At 33.6% G+C, this 15,727-nt stretch carries 16 protein-coding genes; 11 read left to right on the top strand and 5 right to left on the bottom strand.

From position 1 onward, the window contains the following. Positions 1-15 precede the first annotated feature (15 nt). The gene (locus ACSVC9_RS09965; protein WP_446897341.1) at positions 16-846 is read left to right on the top strand and encodes an HAD-IIB family hydrolase; all 831 of its coding nucleotides are present in this window, start codon (positions 16-18) and stop codon (positions 844-846) included. 9 nt (positions 847-855) lie between these two features. Here the strand turns inward: ACSVC9_RS09965 and ACSVC9_RS09960 are convergent, their stop codons facing one another. Further along, complete coding sequence (locus ACSVC9_RS09960; protein WP_446897340.1) at positions 856-2,301, bottom strand: DEAD/DEAH box helicase; 1,446 nt, start codon at positions 2,299-2,301, stop codon at positions 856-858. Between the two features lie 112 nt (positions 2,302-2,413). Between ACSVC9_RS09960 and ACSVC9_RS09955 the strand changes: the two genes are divergently transcribed. From ACSVC9_RS09955 to ACSVC9_RS09940, 4 genes are read left to right on the top strand one after another with little or no spacing between them, the layout of a single operon-like run. Continuing rightward, entirely contained in the window at positions 2,414-2,926 is a 513-nt protein-coding gene (locus ACSVC9_RS09955; protein WP_446897339.1) for an RNA polymerase sigma factor, read from the top strand. Further along, on the top strand, positions 2,923-3,381 hold the full coding sequence (locus ACSVC9_RS09950; RefSeq protein WP_446897338.1) for a hypothetical protein: 459 nt from the start codon (positions 2,923-2,925) through the stop codon (positions 3,379-3,381). Before ACSVC9_RS09955 ends, ACSVC9_RS09950 begins: the two co-directional genes overlap by 4 nt. Next, positions 3,362-3,883 (top strand): hypothetical protein, encoded by a 522-nt coding sequence (locus ACSVC9_RS09945; protein WP_446897337.1) that lies wholly within the window; start codon positions 3,362-3,364, stop codon positions 3,881-3,883. Before ACSVC9_RS09950 ends, ACSVC9_RS09945 begins: the two co-directional genes overlap by 20 nt. After that, positions 3,880-4,185 (top strand): LiaI-LiaF-like domain-containing protein, encoded by a 306-nt coding sequence (locus tag ACSVC9_RS09940; protein WP_446897336.1) that lies wholly within the window; start codon positions 3,880-3,882, stop codon positions 4,183-4,185. Before ACSVC9_RS09945 ends, ACSVC9_RS09940 begins: the two co-directional genes overlap by 4 nt. On the opposite strand, the gene ACSVC9_RS09935 is transcribed toward ACSVC9_RS09940, so the two are convergent. After that, on the bottom strand, positions 4,175-5,035 hold the full coding sequence (locus ACSVC9_RS09935) for an AraC family transcriptional regulator (protein WP_446897335.1): 861 nt from the start codon (positions 5,033-5,035) through the stop codon (positions 4,175-4,177). The two genes, ACSVC9_RS09940 and ACSVC9_RS09935, sit on opposite strands and share 11 nt — an antisense overlap. Positions 5,036-5,183: 148 nt before the next feature. Here ACSVC9_RS09935 and ACSVC9_RS09930 point away from each other — a divergent pair, with 148 nt between their 5' ends. The 4 genes from ACSVC9_RS09930 to ACSVC9_RS09915 are packed head-to-tail and all read left to right on the top strand — an operon-like array spanning position 5,184 to position 9,052. After that, the gene (locus ACSVC9_RS09930) at positions 5,184-6,437 is read left to right on the top strand and encodes a dicarboxylate/amino acid:cation symporter (RefSeq protein ID WP_446897334.1); all 1,254 of its coding nucleotides are present in this window, start codon (positions 5,184-5,186) and stop codon (positions 6,435-6,437) included. A gap of 60 nt (positions 6,438-6,497) precedes the next feature. Further along, complete coding sequence (locus ACSVC9_RS09925; RefSeq protein ID WP_446897333.1) at positions 6,498-7,397, top strand: fumarylacetoacetate hydrolase family protein; 900 nt, start codon at positions 6,498-6,500, stop codon at positions 7,395-7,397. 44 nt (positions 7,398-7,441) lie between these two features. Then, positions 7,442-8,089 carry an HAD family hydrolase gene (locus tag ACSVC9_RS09920; RefSeq protein WP_446897332.1) on the top strand — a complete coding sequence of 216 codons (648 nt, stop codon included), beginning with the start codon at positions 7,442-7,444 and terminating at the stop codon, positions 8,087-8,089. Between the two features lie 15 nt (positions 8,090-8,104). Next, on the top strand, positions 8,105-9,052 hold the full coding sequence (locus ACSVC9_RS09915; protein WP_446899841.1) for a hydroxyacid dehydrogenase: 948 nt from the start codon (positions 8,105-8,107) through the stop codon (positions 9,050-9,052). A 57-nt stretch (positions 9,053-9,109) separates the two neighbouring features. Here the strand turns inward: ACSVC9_RS09915 and ACSVC9_RS09910 are convergent, their stop codons facing one another. Genes ACSVC9_RS09910 through ACSVC9_RS09900 form a run of 3 tightly spaced genes read right to left on the bottom strand, consistent with a single transcriptional unit; the run spans position 9,110 to position 13,498 of the window. Then, complete coding sequence (locus ACSVC9_RS09910; RefSeq protein ID WP_446897331.1) at positions 9,110-10,387, bottom strand: SpoVR family protein; 1,278 nt, start codon at positions 10,385-10,387, stop codon at positions 9,110-9,112. A gap of 5 nt (positions 10,388-10,392) precedes the next feature. Then, on the bottom strand, positions 10,393-11,571 hold the full coding sequence (yhbH, locus tag ACSVC9_RS09905; RefSeq protein WP_446897330.1) for a sporulation protein YhbH: 1,179 nt from the start codon (positions 11,569-11,571) through the stop codon (positions 10,393-10,395). Positions 11,572-11,575: 4 nt separating this feature from the next. Continuing rightward, positions 11,576-13,498, bottom strand: a complete 1,923-nt coding sequence (locus ACSVC9_RS09900; RefSeq protein WP_446897329.1) for a serine protein kinase — start codon at positions 13,496-13,498, stop codon at positions 11,576-11,578. 145 nt (positions 13,499-13,643) lie between these two features. Here ACSVC9_RS09900 and ACSVC9_RS09895 point away from each other — a divergent pair, with 145 nt between their 5' ends. Beyond that, the gene (locus ACSVC9_RS09895) at positions 13,644-14,963 is read left to right on the top strand and encodes a replication-associated recombination protein A (RefSeq protein WP_446897328.1); all 1,320 of its coding nucleotides are present in this window, start codon (positions 13,644-13,646) and stop codon (positions 14,961-14,963) included. 22 nt (positions 14,964-14,985) lie between these two features. Continuing rightward, positions 14,986-15,723, top strand: a complete 738-nt coding sequence (locus tag ACSVC9_RS09890; protein ID WP_446897327.1) for a metallophosphoesterase family protein — start codon at positions 14,986-14,988, stop codon at positions 15,721-15,723. Positions 15,724-15,727 lie beyond the last annotated feature (4 nt).

Raw genomic sequence — 15,727 nt, 5'->3', positions numbered from 1 at the left:
AAAGAGGTAATACATTTGGACTTATATATTTCGGATTTGGATGGAACACTGCTGAATTCAAAGCAGGTTGTAAGTGAAAGGTCAGCTGGAATAATAAATAAATTAATAGAATCCGGATTGAATTTTACAATTGCTACGGCAAGATCCTATGAAGCTTCTAAAAATATACTCGAGCCACTTCGCTTGAAAGTGCCTATAATTTTAAATAATGGCGCCTTTATTTATAACCCATTTTCAGGTGAAAATATTGTTGAGAACTATCTTTTACGTGAAGATGTGAAGCTTATCCTGAACACTTATTTTTCTAAAAATATTTCTCCCTTTATATCTGCAGTGGATTCAGGTGGAAATAAAAAAATATTTTATAGTGGTGTGTTTAACAAAGGACAGGACATATATATAAATTCAAGAAAGAAAAATAAAGACAGGAGGCTTCAAAAAGTAACTGACTTCTCGATAATCAAAAACTTCAATATTATAAATATCTTTGCAATAGAAGAGGGCGGTAAATTGAATTATGAATATAAATTATTTAAAGAGAAGCTTCAGGTAAGCTGTCACTATACCGAGGAAATATATTCAAAGGGATTTTTCTGGCTTGAGACTACAAATATCAATGCAAACAAAAGCTGTGCGGCAATATATTTGAAAAAATATTTGAAGGCCGACAGACTTATTTGTTTTGGAGACAATCTAAATGATGAACCCCTTTTTATGGTTGCAGATAAAAAGTATGCAGTTAAAAATGCATATGCACGGCTGAAGAAGTTGGCAACTGAAATTATAGATTCAAACGATGAGGATGGAGTAGCAAAATTTTTAAAACTGAATTCAAATAAAATTTAGAACCCTTTTCTACTTCTGTGCCTTCTCTGCCCTTATTTTTCTGCCTTTTATGGTTTTATCTCCAAGTCCATCAAGAACTATACTGCCCTTTCCAGAGAGTATATCTACGTAAGAAAAATTATCATTTATATCTATTATGCCAATATCGTCAGGATTTACTCCATCTATGCTGGATATGGTTCCAGCTATGTCTCCAGGTCCTATTTTTTTCTTTTTACCAGCACTTATATATATTTTCGTAACATCTTTGTCTATATATTTGGATCTGTCTTTTTTTATTTTTGGAGTAGATTTCAATTTTTCACTAAATAATTTTTTACCTGATTCAACTTCCTCCCTTGTTGGATTTTTACCTTTTTCTATGTTCAAATTAAATGTTTCTGCTATTTGTTCCAGAAATCTGAATTCTTTAGGAGTAATAAAAGTTAAAGCAGTACCATTACCACCTGCACGGCCTGTTCTTCCAATTCTATGTATATAGGTTTCTTTCTCCATGGGAATATCGTAGTTTATTATATGGGTCACGTTCTCAATATCTATGCCACGTGCTGCTATATCCGTACATATTAGAAAGATGAATTTACCGCTCTTGAATTGTTTTATTGTATCAATTCGCTCATTCTGAAGAAATCCCCCGTGAAGGGCATTGCAGGGGAAGCCATTATCTTTCATTTCATGAAATAAATCCTCAACATTTTTCTTTGTCCTGCAAAATATCATGGCACTGTCGGGTCTTTCAATATATATTAATTTGGTTAACAGGTCGAATTTTTTATATGCGTCAACTTCATAGTATGTTTGTTTGATTCTTTCCAGAACAGAATTTCTGGATTTGATATTTATACTTATTGGATTAACCATGTAACTGCTGCATAGTTTTAGTATTTCTGAAGATATAGTTGCAGAAAAAAGAAGAGTTGATCTATTTTTTGGAAGTTTGCTTATTATTGATCGAACCTGATCGATAAATCCCATATTCAGCATTTCATCTGCCTCGTCTATGACTAGATATCTTATATTTTTAACATTTAAAGTTTTCCTTTTTATATGGTCAAGTATTCTTCCAGGTGTCCCAACTACAACATGAACTCTCTGCCTGAGTTTTCTCGTCTGGACTGTTATAGGTTCTTTGCCAAAGACAGCAATGCAATTTATTCTTTTGAATTTTCCTATATTTGAGAACTCCTCTTTTATCTGAATGGCAAGTTCCCTTGTTGGAGAGATTACAAGTACCTGCGGTAAATTTTCTTCTAGATATATTTCGTTGCAAATCGGTATGGAAAAAGCGGCAGTTTTTCCGCTCCCAGTCTGGGATTTTACTATAATGTCATTCTTTTTGAGAATGAGAGGTATAACTTTTTCCTGAACTTCAGATGGATCCTTATATCCAAGTATTTTTATGGATTTAAGTATATCCATTTTTAACCCAAAATTATTAAAGCTTAAATTATTCATAATATTTGACCTCACATGTTTTTAATATCATTATAATACTATTATATATTTTTATAAATTGAAGTATTTTTTATTTTTAAATCGTTATATTTAATGTGGGGATAAAAGGGCGGTGATGATTATTCAAAGGGACCAATTTGAGAATTACATAAATCAATATGAACGTCTAGTCATTACTATCTGTCTATCATTTACGAAAAATTATTTTGATGCAGAAGATATGGCACAGCAAACTTTTTTAACAGCCTATGAAAATTTAAATAAATTTGATGGAAGAAACTTTAAGGCATGGATTACAAAAATTGCTGTAAATAAATGTAAAGATTATATTAAAAGCCCTGCTAGAAATGTATATAATTTGTCTTGTGAAGATTATGAGTATCTGGAAGACGGGGGGTCTTCGCCTGAAGATATTGTTGTAAATAATTATACAGATCAGAAGATATACAATTTGTGCAGTAGATTGAAGGAGCCCTATAAAACCGTAGCAATAAATTATTTTTGCAGAAATATAAAGCTTTCAGATATGGCGAAGGATACAGGTGAAAAATTAAGAACACTTCAAACTCGCCTGTATAGATCGAAAAAATTACTCGGAATTTTATGGAAGGAGGAATCCATTTGAGTAGCAATCTATTTGATCACGATGGGCATTTGACTGCCTTATCCATAGAAAAATTTAAAAATGGGCAGCTGGACGATGAAGAACTCATTAGTATGTCTGAACATGTTGAAAAGTGTGAAAAATGTGCTGAGCTTCTTGTAGAAAGTTTTGATGATAGCGAACTTTCGGAAGTACCTTTTGGATTTGAGGAAGAGGTGAAAAGTAAAATACATGGAGAAGTCAAAAACAGCACTCAATTCTTCCTATATTCACTTAGAGTTTCAATTGCCGTATGCTTGTCTCTCATGTTTGTATTTTCGAATATGTTGAATTTTATGGCAAACAATAGGATAAAGAATATGCAGATTAATGCACCGAGTTTTAAAGTTTTAAATTCAATTAATATGGAACTTGGAAATTTTACTGATAAAATAATTGATATGGAGGTATTCAATAATGAAAATGAAAAAAGGTAATTTCTTAACCGTTGTTTTCTCGTTTTTACCGGGAGCAGGACATATGTATATGGGATTTATGAAGATGGGTTTGTCTTTTATGTCATTATTTTTCTTTATAATATTTCTTTCTTCATGGCTTCATATAGGACCGCTTCTATTTGTATTACCCCTTGTGTGGTTCTATTCTTTCTTTGACTGTATAAACAAGCAATATATGCCAGATGAAAAATTCAATATGCTTCAGGACAATTATATGTTTTCCATGGACAGAATATTAAAATTTGATGGGAATTTATTTAAAAAGAGAAGGCTACTTTTTGGAGTGCTTTTAATCTTGCTTGGAATATATCTAATATGGGATAATTTGAAATATATACTGGAACCATATATAGACAGCAGAATATATGATTTCATCTGCAGTCTGGGAACAATAGCCCCACAGTTGATTGTCGGGATAGCTATAATTGTGATCGGAGTAAGACTTATCATAGGAAAGAAAAAGGAGAGTAGTGTAAGATGAGTGGAGGAAGAAAGGTTGGGACACTTACTGCAGGTATAGTACTTGTTGTATTTGGATTTATGTTTTTGATGAGTACCATTTTTAAGAATATAGGCTATAATATAATACTTTCATTATGGCCAATCATCTTTATTTTACTTGGAATTGAAGTTATTACAGCTTATGTGATCAATAAAGAAGAAAAAATAAAGTATGATACTGGAGCCATATTTCTTGTAATAATTTTAACGTTATTTGCAATAGGTATGGCAGGACTTCAAATTGTAATTGAAAATTATCAGCAATTTAAAATTATATTTTAGGTTGTTGATTGTGATAATTCTTAGGAGAAAGTCCGAACATCTTTTTAAATGCTCTTACAAAGGAAGAGTATTCCTGAAAACCGGATTTAATACAGGCATTTGTTATACTTTCTCCATTTTCTATAAGTGAATTTGACATGATAAGTCTTTTCTGAAGTATATAGTTATGAATTGTATATCCTGTTTGTTCTTTAAATTTATGCATAAGGTAATATTTACTCAGATAAAATTTTGAAGCTAGAAGATCTATAGAAAGACTTTTATCCAAATTGTCATTTATATAATTTAGAATATTGTTTATATTTTTATCGTATACTATTCCATTTAGTCCGGTAAGGTTTTTTTGATCTGCAAATAATCTGTTGATATACACGATCAATTGTAAAAATAGAGAAGTTCTAAGTACCTCATAGCCAAATTGGATATTTGAAGATGTATCTTCTATGTTAAAGATAAGTCTTTTTATATTTGAAAGCTGGCTGCTGTTCAATCTGAGCAAATTGAATTTTTGTCTTGAAGCTAGTTTAAAACAGCTGAGCAAGTCGCAATTATTGTTGTGCTGTATTAAGAAATTTGGATTTATCCATAATATTATACGCTCGTAGGTTTTATATGGATCTATTACAGCCCTGTGTATATCATTTTTACTTACAAGAAGTATGTCCCATGGCCTGAGTTTGTAAGATTTGCCCTCTATAAGGTAAGTTACGTTTCCAGAGATGAATACTACTATTTTGCTAAAATTGTGATAGTGAAATTCAAAATTAATATTTTTTTTATCTTTTAAATGAAATATCTCAAAATCTTTATTGAGATATCCTCTTTCTATCCTCAAAATTTTATTTTTCATAATCTCGATTTACTCCAAATTTAATATAATTATATGCTAAAGCATTTTTTGCAATATTTCAAGCATTTTTAACGATAAAACTAGTTAAAAATTGGTATATAATATTATATGAACTAATAATCAATAATGGTATTTGGGGGTTATTGCAATGAAAAATTTTTTTAAGAATTACAAATTTTCTGTTATACTGTTAGGATCAATAATTGTAGGTGCAATTATTGGTATTTTTTTTGGCAGTAGGGCCAGTGTACTAAAACCTTTTGGAGATTTATTTCTAAATTTGATGTTTATGATAATAACTCCGCTTGTCTTTTTTAGTATTGCTTCTGCAATAGCTAGTATGAAAGGCATGAAAAGGCTTGGAAGAATAATGCTTGGCACACTTGCTATATTTTTATTTACCGCATTTATAGCTTCAGTAATTGGGGTTATAGGAGCCGTTATAGTAGATCCTGCAAGAGGAATAGATTATCTGACTTTGAAAAAAATTATACCAGGTGATAATGCTGCAGAAAAAGTTGAGCATTTAGGTGTTCTTCAGCAGATTGTAAACACTGTAACTGTGTCGGACTTTTCACTGCTGTTTTCTAAGAGTAATATGCTGCAACTTATTGTATTTTCAGTATTTTTCGGTATATCAGCAGCACTTCTTGGAGAAAAAGCTGCACCGGTAACTAGATTCATGGAGGCAGCATCAGATATAATGATGAAAATGGTGAAAATAATTATGTATTATGCTCCTATAGGCCTTGGATGTTATTTCGCTGCAGTAATAGGAGAACTTGGACCTCAGATATTGCATGGATATTTGAGAGTATTTGTACTTTATATAATTGTAGCTGTTATATACTATTTTGCATTCTTTACTTTTTATGCTTTTCTATCAGATGGTAAAAAAGGTGTTTCAGTATTTTGGAAGAATGCAGTGACACCTACAATAACAGCCCTTGCTACATGTTCAAGTGCGGCAAGTATTCCAATAAATCTTCAATTTACTAAAAAGATGGGAGTGCCAAAGGATATACTTGAAACTGTAATCCCACTTGGAGCAAATATCCATAAAGATGGTTCAGTAATAGGTGGAGTGATGAAGATCACTTTCTTGTTTGGGCTGTTTGGAAGGGATATGACAAGTATTTCATCACTTATTTCTATTGTTTTAGTATCATTCTTAGTTGGTGCTGTAATGGCTGCTATACCGAGCGGTGGGATGATTGGCGAGATGCTAATATTAAGCGTGTATGGATTTCCATCCGAACTTCTTCCCATAATTGCAGTTATAAGTGTTATAATAGATGCACCGGCAACTGTATTGAATTCTACCGGTAATACGGTATCTGCCATGTTGATATCAAGAGTTGTAGAGGGAAAACAATGGATGTGTAAAAAGATACTAAATTAGGAACAGATATTTTTAATAATTTTGGTGCTGCATTTTTAACTTTATGTGAGGAGCGATATTATGAAGTTTGTAGTCTTTATGCATGACGGTGGAAAAAAGCTTGGAATTTATGATAGAACAATGTCGAAAATAATTGACTTTGACGGTATCAATTTAAAAGAGCAATATAGAGACATGAATGAGCTTATAAAGAATTTAAGTATGGAAGATTTAAAAAAGCTGGAAGGAATATATATAAACTCAAATTATTCTGAAGATGTTGTCCATAATGTATCTGAGGTTACAATATGTCCTCCTATAGAGAAAACTGAAAATGATATTATATGCCTCGGACTTAATTACAGGGATCATGTAAGGGAAACTGCCGAGAGCTTTAAGGATGATTCTATAGATATACCTAGGTATCCTGTATATTTTTCAAAAAGGGCAGTTGGTCCCATAGGTCCTGGAGATTTTATAGACAGCCATCCGGAAGTTACTGATGAACTGGATTATGAAGTTGAGCTGGCAATTATAATAGGTAAAGAGGGAATAAATATACCCAAAGAGAAGGCAGAAGAATATATATTTGGATATACAATTATGAATGACATCAGTGCCAGAGACGTGCAGCAAAGACATGTACAATGGTATAGGGGAAAGAGCTTAGATACATTTACGTCTTTTGGACCTTGTGTAGTATATAAAGATGAAATCAAGTTTCCTGTGGAGTTGAATCTCTGCAGCAGGGTAAATGGTGAGCTCAGACAAAATTCAAATACAAGAAATTTTATATTTGACATCTCTACAATAATTCATGAGCTCTCTTCGGGAATGACACTTAAAGCAGGAGACATCATAGCGACAGGAACTCCTTCAGGAGTGGGTATGGGATTTAATCCTCCAAGATTCTTAAAAAAAGGGGATATTGTAGAGTGTGAAGTTGAAAATATAGGTATACTGAAAAACAAAGTAATATAATATTGCTTAGGGGAGAATGTAAAAAGGAGATAGATAATAAAATAATGAAATATAAATATGTACTATTTGATTTAGATGGAACATTGACTGATTCTAAAGAAGGTATAACTAAATCTGTGCAATATGCATTAAAAAAGTTTGGCATTACCGTAGAAAATTTGGATTTCCTTGAAAAGTTCATAGGTCCACCCCTTAAGGAGTCTTTTATGATTTATTATAATTTTAGTGAAGCCTGTGCGCTAAAGGCAATTGAGTATTATAGAGAATATTTTAGGAATAAGGGAATATTTCAAAATAAAGTGTATGAAGATGTGTATGAAATGCTTGGCATATTAAAAGATAAGGGAATCCAAATCATATTGGCAACATCTAAACCTACCATATTTGCAAAGATGATACTTGAATATTTTAATTTGAATAAATATTTCCAGGATGTTATTGGAAGCAATCTTGATGGAACAAGAAGTAAGAAGGCTGAAGTTATTACATATATAATAGATAAATGTAATATAAATGATCTGGAAAAAGCAATTATGGTAGGAGATAGAGAACATGATATAATTGGAGCACGTGAAAATACTATAGATTGTATAGCCGTTTCCTATGGATATGGTACCCTAAGAGAGATAAAAAATGCAAAACCTACTTATATAGCTGACAACGTAATGGATATACCTGATAAAATAATATAAATGGAGAGAAATGTTATGACATATAGGGTTTTGATTACTGAAGACATAGATGAGGAAGGAAAAGAATATCTTAAAAAAAATGGATATGAAATAAAGATAGCATCTGGAATATCGGAGGATATTCTGACAGAAGAGGTTAAGGAATGTGATGCTATCTTAGTTCGTATGGCATGTATTACAAAGAAGATTATGAGAGCTGGAACAAAATTAAAAGTAATATCAAAGTTCGGCGTTGGTATGGACAATATAAATGTTCATGAAGCATTGAGACTTGGAATACAGCTTACCAATTCACCTGAATCGAATAAGAATACTGTAGCAGAATATACTATGGGTCTTATCATAGCATTGGCGAAGAATCTGTTCATTTATGATAGGGAACTCAGAGAAGGAAACTTTAAGATAAGAAATAATTTTGGAATTGATATTAAGGATAAGGTTCTTGGAATTGTTGGGATGGGTGCAATAGGAAAACTTGTTGCTGAAAAGGCTATAAATGGATTCCAAATGAAGGTTATAGGACTTAAACATCATGTTTCTTTAGAAGGAATTGAAAATGTTGAACTTACGGATAATTTGGATTATTTACTTAAAAATTCAGATTTCGTGAGTTTGCATTTACCGCTTAATGACAGCACGAAAAAACTTATAGGTAGGAGAGAATTATCTATTATGAAATCAAATGCATTTCTTATAAATACAGCTCGAGGAGGAGTGGTGGACAATGATGCACTTGTATATGCTCTTGTAAATAATAAAATAGCTGGGGCAGCAGTGGATGTTTTTGAGGGAGAAGTACCTTCAAAGGACAATCCTCTTCTCAGACTGAATAATATAATTGTAACACCTCATACGGCAGCCCACACTGTTGAAGCTTTGAAGAGAATGTCACTTCATTCTGCAATTGGAATACACCAGGTATTGAGTGGCAAAAAACCTTCCTGGCCTGTAGAAGAAAAGTGAAGCAGTATTTACTGAGGCTTGTTCAGTCTAATACTGCAATCAGGCTTTTATAAAAAATTAACTATCTTCCAATAAAGAATTGTAGTATATTTTATTGTTTTCATCACAGCAGACATGTGTATTTCTGCCTTTTATTTTGGTATTTAGCTTCACAGGTTTTCCCCATAAATTGAATATTTGTTTTAATGTAGCCTCTGTATATGAGAGGCTTAGATCTCTTCCATCATAGATATGTTTCAATATCAAACTTCCGTCCTTTTTTGAAATATCTTCCACTATAATGTTTGGTATTGTACCCATACCACAATTGCTACATAGTGTATTCCTGATTTTAATCCAGCCCGTATCATCTGAAATATCCTCTACTATATAATTGCTGCCATCTTTTGAATACTGAAATAAATTCAGCTTGTGGCACAAATCTTTTGTAAGATATCTTCTAATAAAGGATTCATCTCTCTCCAGCATTCTGATTTCGAATATTTTATCTATTCCACATCTTGTTTCAATATCTTCAAACATCTTGAATCCAAGATGATAGGGATTGATTGACCCCATGATAGGGGTAATGACATCATTATGTCTTTTGATAAATTCAATATAAAGTGAATCTGGAAGATCAAGAAGATGAAGTATTTTGTAATGCCAGTAACTGGCCCAGCCCTCGTTCATGATTTTTGTTTCAACCTGTGGTATGAAATAAGCGGTTTCTTTACGTACCACATTGAGAATATTTCTCTGCCACTCTTCCAGATCTCCATTATTCATTATAAACTTTACAAGGTCATCTTTTGAATCATCATCCTTTGAATGTTTTATTCCTATAGATCTATTGGTCTGGAATCTTATGGAATGGGCTGCATCCAGGATCTTTTCCACTTCCTTATATCCAATACTTGGATCATTTACATATTCCCTTATCATATTCGCATCATTTTTAAACATTTCTATGGTATAGGAAGCTCTAGTACCTTCCCGGAACAATCGGTTGTTCTTAAAAAAGTCATTATGTCCGTATACGTGGGCCATGGTAAGAATCTGAAGAAGCAGTGTATTGTCCTTCATTAAATAGGCAAGGCATGGATTAGAATTTATGACCATTTCATAGGGAAGCCCAGTAAGGTTGTACTTGTAAAGTGACTCTGAACGGTCATAGGCCTTGCCAAAACTCCAGTGAGGATACCTTGAGGGCATACCAAGATATGCCTCATAGCCAATCATATCTTTGTAACTGACAATTTCAAATTCCTGTGGATAAAAATCAAGTCCTGATTTTTTTACGGTGTCTTCTATGATTTTACACCATTTCTCTAAATCTGAAGTTGAATACTCCAAGGAGATCACCCCGTTTCAAATTCTTTTTTTAGTATTTTTTTCAGGGATTCCCATAAATCTTGTTTTTTATTTATAGTAACGGCGGCAAAATTGTTTTTGTTGATTCCCCTGTGGAATAGGTCCTTTATATTACTGCCATAAGAGCTCGGGATAATTTCGGCATAGCTGAACAGATTACAGATTTCACTTAATTTTTTGCCGTATTTTAATGCAAGTTCATTGTCCTCGCTCCAGTTGTCTCCATCACTCACACAAAAAGCATATAAATTCCAGTAGGTGGGATTATAATTTTCTTCAATTACTTCAAGAGCTTTTTTCAACCCACTGGAAATATAAGTTCCACCGGATTCCACCTTGTGGAAAAATTCCCCTTCTGTAACTAGTTTTGCAGTAGTAGAATGGGCGATGAATTTAACTTCTACATTATTGTATTTCATTCGTACGAATTCGTACAATATGAAAAAAAATGACCTGGCTAAAAATTTTTTTGTACTGTCCATAGAGCCCGATGTATCCATGATACATATGACGGCTGCATTCAGTTCACGTTTTGGCCTTTTTTTCACTCTGAAATATCTCAAGTCATCCTGCCTGAAAGGGAAACGTGAATCTTCAATATCAGCATTTCCATCTGCTTCATGAAGATCTCTCTTTAAAGATTGCTGCCTTTTTAATTTCTCAATTACAGTCCTCTTTTTAGCAAGTCTCGGGTTTATCCCATTTTTCTGGTATCCTATCTTCTTCAAAGAGTTTTTAGACACGATTTCGGAGAATTTTTTCTTGTCCATTAGAGGAAGCTCCAGGTCCTCAAGAAGGTAATTCATAAGATCTTCTATTGTTATTTCAGTTTCATATATATCTTCTCCTTCTTCATTTCCGGCACCTTTATTGCCTTTCCCACCAGAATTACCGGAAACCTTACCTATTTTATCTCCCTTTTTCTGTGAACCGTCACCACTTCCCACACCGGATCCATTTTCTCCATATATGAATCTATATTCTTTGATGCCTTTTATGGGAATTTTGATTTTCCTATTTTTACTTTGTCCTATAATACTTTCTTCAGATATTATATCTGCTAGATTTTCCTTTATTGACTTTTCAACCAGTTGTCTATGACGGCGTCTATCCTCCAGCGATCTGTCATGATGATCATTTGCATCAAATTCTCTGAAAATGGCCATGGGATCAATCCTTCCATAAATTGTTAGCTGCGTATTTCAGTATAACATCACAGCAATGATCACAATAACCGTTTGCTTTCATTTCTTCTACCATGGAATTATATTTTTCATCCTGGTCTTTATTTCTAACCTTTGATTTGGTTATGATTCTTGAAAGTTCTTTTACAGAGGCAGTAAGCTTTTTCTCTATAGCTTCTTTAAGTGGTTCGTAGGAAGTATAGTTAATTTTCCCGCCATTTCTTATAATGTAGAACATATAAGATGTAACATCTGTTCTGAAACCCTTGGCAGAGTTTTCTGAAATTCCCACATGTTCCTCTATGGATCTCATGAAGGTTTCATCAGGTTCCAGCTCTTCACCAGTGGAGCTGTCTTTAATCTTGTTCTTGTTTACATAAGCTTCGGCATGGTCGAGATAGTTGTCGAAAAGACTTTCCGCCTGTTCCCTGAAACTGTGTATAAAGGCTCTTGTTACCTCTTTCTCCAACAATTTGTTGTATTCTTTTCTTATTGTATCCTTTAAAAATGTCATATATCTCTTCTTATCATCATCAGCTATGTCAAGATCTTTGACTGATTTAGTGATGCTTTCCATTACACTTAATGGATTTATGCAGTTGTACTCGGAACTTGACAGTGCATTATCCAGAGCCTTGATTATAAATCTTGTGGATATTCCAGTCATTCCTTCTCTCATTCCTGCCTCTTCCTTTAATTCGGAGAAGTCTATTTTTTTGGTAGTACCTTTTTCTACTATATCTTCGCCATTGTAGATTCTTAGTTTTGTCATTGGGTCAGCTTTATTTGAAGGTGAAAGTCGTGAAAGAATGGCGAACATTGCAGCAATTTCGATGGTATGTGGTGCTATATGGGCGTTAAACTTGCTCTTGCCGAGTATTTTTTTGTATATTTTAACCTCTTCATTTAATTCCATACAGTAGGGAACCTCTATCTTTACTATCCTATCCAATATTGCCTCATTTGTATGGTCCGATTTGAATTTATTCCATTCGGATTCATTGGAATGCGCAAGTATTATGCCATCAAAATATATCATTGAACCCTTCCCGGGAGACGGTACCGATTTTTCCTGTGTAGCTGTAATTATTGTATGCAGATATTCGACGTCATTTTTAAATACTTCTATGAATTCTACAAGTCCCCTGTTTCCAACGTTAAAAGCCCCATTTAAGGAAAATATTCTCGGATCGTCTTCAGGATACATATCCATTTTCGATATGTCTATGGATCCTGTAAGTACAGATGTATCCTGGTTGTTAGGATCAACTGGGGGAACTACTCCTATACCTTTCCTTGAACGTATTGAGAAATCTGTAGTTATTACGGGGAATTTTTCATATTCTCCATTAAATTCATGTTTCAATTTATATTTGCACACAGGGCACAGGTCACCTTCGATTTCCACGCCCAGAGCTTTTTCAAAATCACCCCTCAGGTGCTTTGGTATCAGATGAAGAGGTTCTTCTCTCATTGGGCAGTTCTTGAGTGCATAAATTGGTTCTGAAGTCTCCAGTGCTCTTTTTATGGAATCTACAAGAGAGGATTTACCGGCACCCACTGGTCCTACAAGATAGAGTACCTGCCTTGATTCTTCGCCCTTCATTGCTGCGGAGTGAAAATAGTTTACAATTTTCATTATTACTTTATCTATTCCAAAGAAATCGTCCTTGAAGAAATCATATCTTCTAATAGGTTCATTCCCATATAGTTTTTTGATTCTTGGATTATCCTCTGGTTTAAGTACTTGGTAACCTTTGTTTATTATAATCTCGTACATTCTCCTATGTGACAATTTAACTATATCTGGATTATTCCTTATAATTTGCAAGTATTCAAGGAAAGTTCCTTTAAATTCTTCTTTCTTTCTTGCTTCTCTATCTTTTTGAATTATGTCTTTAAAGTCCATGTGTTACCTCCTATTTACTTCGCTTATTAAATACTACGCAAGATGAATACCTATTATGTATGATAATTGATAAATAATATGCTTTTATAGTAGTGAATTATGATAATATTAATAGTAAAGAAAATTTATTGTTTAGGAGTTTATTATGGATTATATACAAAGTTCTATGTTTGACAAAAAAGTATCCTCACCTCTTGCAGAGAGACTTAGGCCCTCCGGACTGGAGGACTATATAGGACAGAAACATATACTTGGTAAAGGGAAGATATTGAGAAATCTAATATATTCGGATAATATAAGTTCAATGATATTCTGGGGACCTCCAGGAGTTGGAAAAACCACTCTTGCCATGATAATAGCATCTATTACAAAGGCGAATTTTATTACCTTCAGTGCAACTACATCTGGAATCAAAGAAATAAAGGAAGTGATGACCAGGGCTGAGAAGGAGAGAAGAATGGGTGTACGTACAATTGTTTTTGTAGATGAAATACACAGATTCAATAAAGCACAGCAGGATGCATTTCTTCCACATGTGGAGAAGGGAAATATCATATTGATAGGGGCAACTACGGAAAATCCTTCTTTTGAAGTTAATTCAGCGCTGCTTTCAAGATGCAGGGTATTTGTACTTCATCCTCTAGATACGGAGGATATTGTTGAACTGTTGAAAAAGGCCATAAAGGATGAAAGGGGATTTGGCTATTTGGATATAGATGTCACGGATGATATATTGAATATGATAGCAATGTATTCCAATGGTGATGCAAGAACTGCACTGAATACTCTAGAACTTTCTGTAATGAGTTCGATAGATGGGAGCAGTTCTGCAACTATAACAAAAGATATAGTCAGACAATGCATAGGCAAGAAGACGCTTCTTTACGACAAAAGTGGAGAGCAGCATTACAATTTAATTTCAGCTCTTCACAAATCCATGAGGAACAGTGATCCTGATGCTGCAGTATACTGGCTTGCAAGAATGCTTGAATCTGGAGAGGATCCACTTTATATAGCTAGAAGAGTTGTTCGATTTTCTTCTGAAGATATAGGGATTGCAGACCCTAATGCAATGGAGATTGCAGTTGCGGCATATAACTCTGTAAGGTTTATAGGAATGCCCGAATGCAGTGTAAATCTTGCAGAAGCAGTAGTGTATATGTCTGCTGCACCGAAATCAAATTCTTTGTACATGGCATATAAAAAGGCAAAAAAAGATGCACTGGATACTATTTCTGAAGGTGTACCGCTGCACCTGAGAAATGCTCCAACAAAATTGATGAGTGACCTTGGATACGGGAAAGGCTACAAATATGCACATGACTTCAAGGAAAAAACTGCAAATATGCAGTGCTTACCGGATAATTTGAAAGATACCAGATATTATGTCCCATCTGATGAGGGTTTTGAAAAGCAGATTAGGGAAAGACTAGAATATATAGAAAATCTGAAGAAGAAATGTTGAGATTGAAGAAGAGGTTTTTTGGATGAAATATATTGTAATGTCCGATATTCACGGAAATTTAGAAGCGCTGACAGAGATTATGAAACTTTCAAAGGATATATTACCGGATAAATTTATTATCCTTGGAGATATTGTGGGATATATGTGCAATCCCAATGAGTGTATAGATATGGTTAGAAACTTTGATTGTGTTATGGGAAATCATGATTATGCAGTTACTCATCCTAAAATGTTGGATTGGTTCAATCCCCTGGCAGGATATGCTCTTCAGTGGACCAGAAATGCACTAGAAAATAAAAATGTAGAATTTCTTGGAAAGCTACCCTATAGAATAGATTATGATAAGTTTACTGTAGTGCACGGGGACATAACTTCTCCCGGGGGATTTAATTATATCCTGGGAAAAGGTCACTTATTAAATAGCAATTTTGATGAAATGCAGGTACCAATACTTTTTGTAGGCCATACACACTGCCCCAATGTGTTCATAAAAAATAAAAAGGGAGATATTACGTGTATCAAGGAAAAAAACGGTGAAAATATGCATCTTGACATACTAAACAATAGATATATCATAAATGTAGGCAGCGTAGGCCAGCCAAGGGATGGCAGTACGGATGGATGTTGTGTTATTTTTGACGACTGTGCTTTTGATTTGAAATACATACGCTTTGGATATGATATTGATTCTACAGTAAAAAAAATGATTAAAAATAATATGCCCGAACTTTTATATAAAAGATTATATATTGGTAGATGATAAT

The sequence above is a fragment of the Clostridium sp. LBM24168 genome, from assembly GCF_052953915.1.
Note: the sequence above shows the minus strand (reverse complement) of the source record. Positions and strands in the feature narration are given on the sequence as shown.

What these genes read in the sequence shown, in the direction of transcription:
- ACSVC9_RS09960 (WP_446897340.1), bottom strand. Translation starts at nt 2,301, where the DNA reads ATGAATAATTTAAGCTTTAATAATTTTGGGTTAAAAATGGATATACTT.
- ACSVC9_RS09945 (WP_446897337.1), top strand. Translation starts at nt 3,362, where the DNA reads ATGAAAATGAAAAAAGGTAATTTCTTAACCGTTGTTTTCTCGTTTTTA.
- ACSVC9_RS09940 (WP_446897336.1), top strand. Translation starts at nt 3,880, where the DNA reads ATGAGTGGAGGAAGAAAGGTTGGGACACTTACTGCAGGTATAGTACTT.
- ACSVC9_RS09935 (WP_446897335.1), bottom strand. Translation starts at nt 5,035, where the DNA reads ATGAAAAATAAAATTTTGAGGATAGAAAGAGGATATCTCAATAAAGAT.
- ACSVC9_RS09930 (WP_446897334.1), top strand. Translation starts at nt 5,184, where the DNA reads ATGAAAAATTTTTTTAAGAATTACAAATTTTCTGTTATACTGTTAGGA.
- ACSVC9_RS09925 (WP_446897333.1), top strand. Translation starts at nt 6,498, where the DNA reads ATGAAGTTTGTAGTCTTTATGCATGACGGTGGAAAAAAGCTTGGAATT.
- ACSVC9_RS09920 (WP_446897332.1), top strand. Translation starts at nt 7,442, where the DNA reads ATGAAATATAAATATGTACTATTTGATTTAGATGGAACATTGACTGAT.
- ACSVC9_RS09915 (WP_446899841.1), top strand. Translation starts at nt 8,105, where the DNA reads ATGACATATAGGGTTTTGATTACTGAAGACATAGATGAGGAAGGAAAA.
- yhbH (WP_446897330.1), bottom strand. Translation starts at nt 11,571, where the DNA reads ATGGCCATTTTCAGAGAATTTGATGCAAATGATCATCATGACAGATCG.
- ACSVC9_RS09900 (WP_446897329.1), bottom strand. Translation starts at nt 13,498, where the DNA reads ATGGACTTTAAAGACATAATTCAAAAAGATAGAGAAGCAAGAAAGAAA.
- ACSVC9_RS09895 (WP_446897328.1), top strand. Translation starts at nt 13,644, where the DNA reads ATGGATTATATACAAAGTTCTATGTTTGACAAAAAAGTATCCTCACCT.
- ACSVC9_RS09890 (WP_446897327.1), top strand. Translation starts at nt 14,986, where the DNA reads ATGAAATATATTGTAATGTCCGATATTCACGGAAATTTAGAAGCGCTG.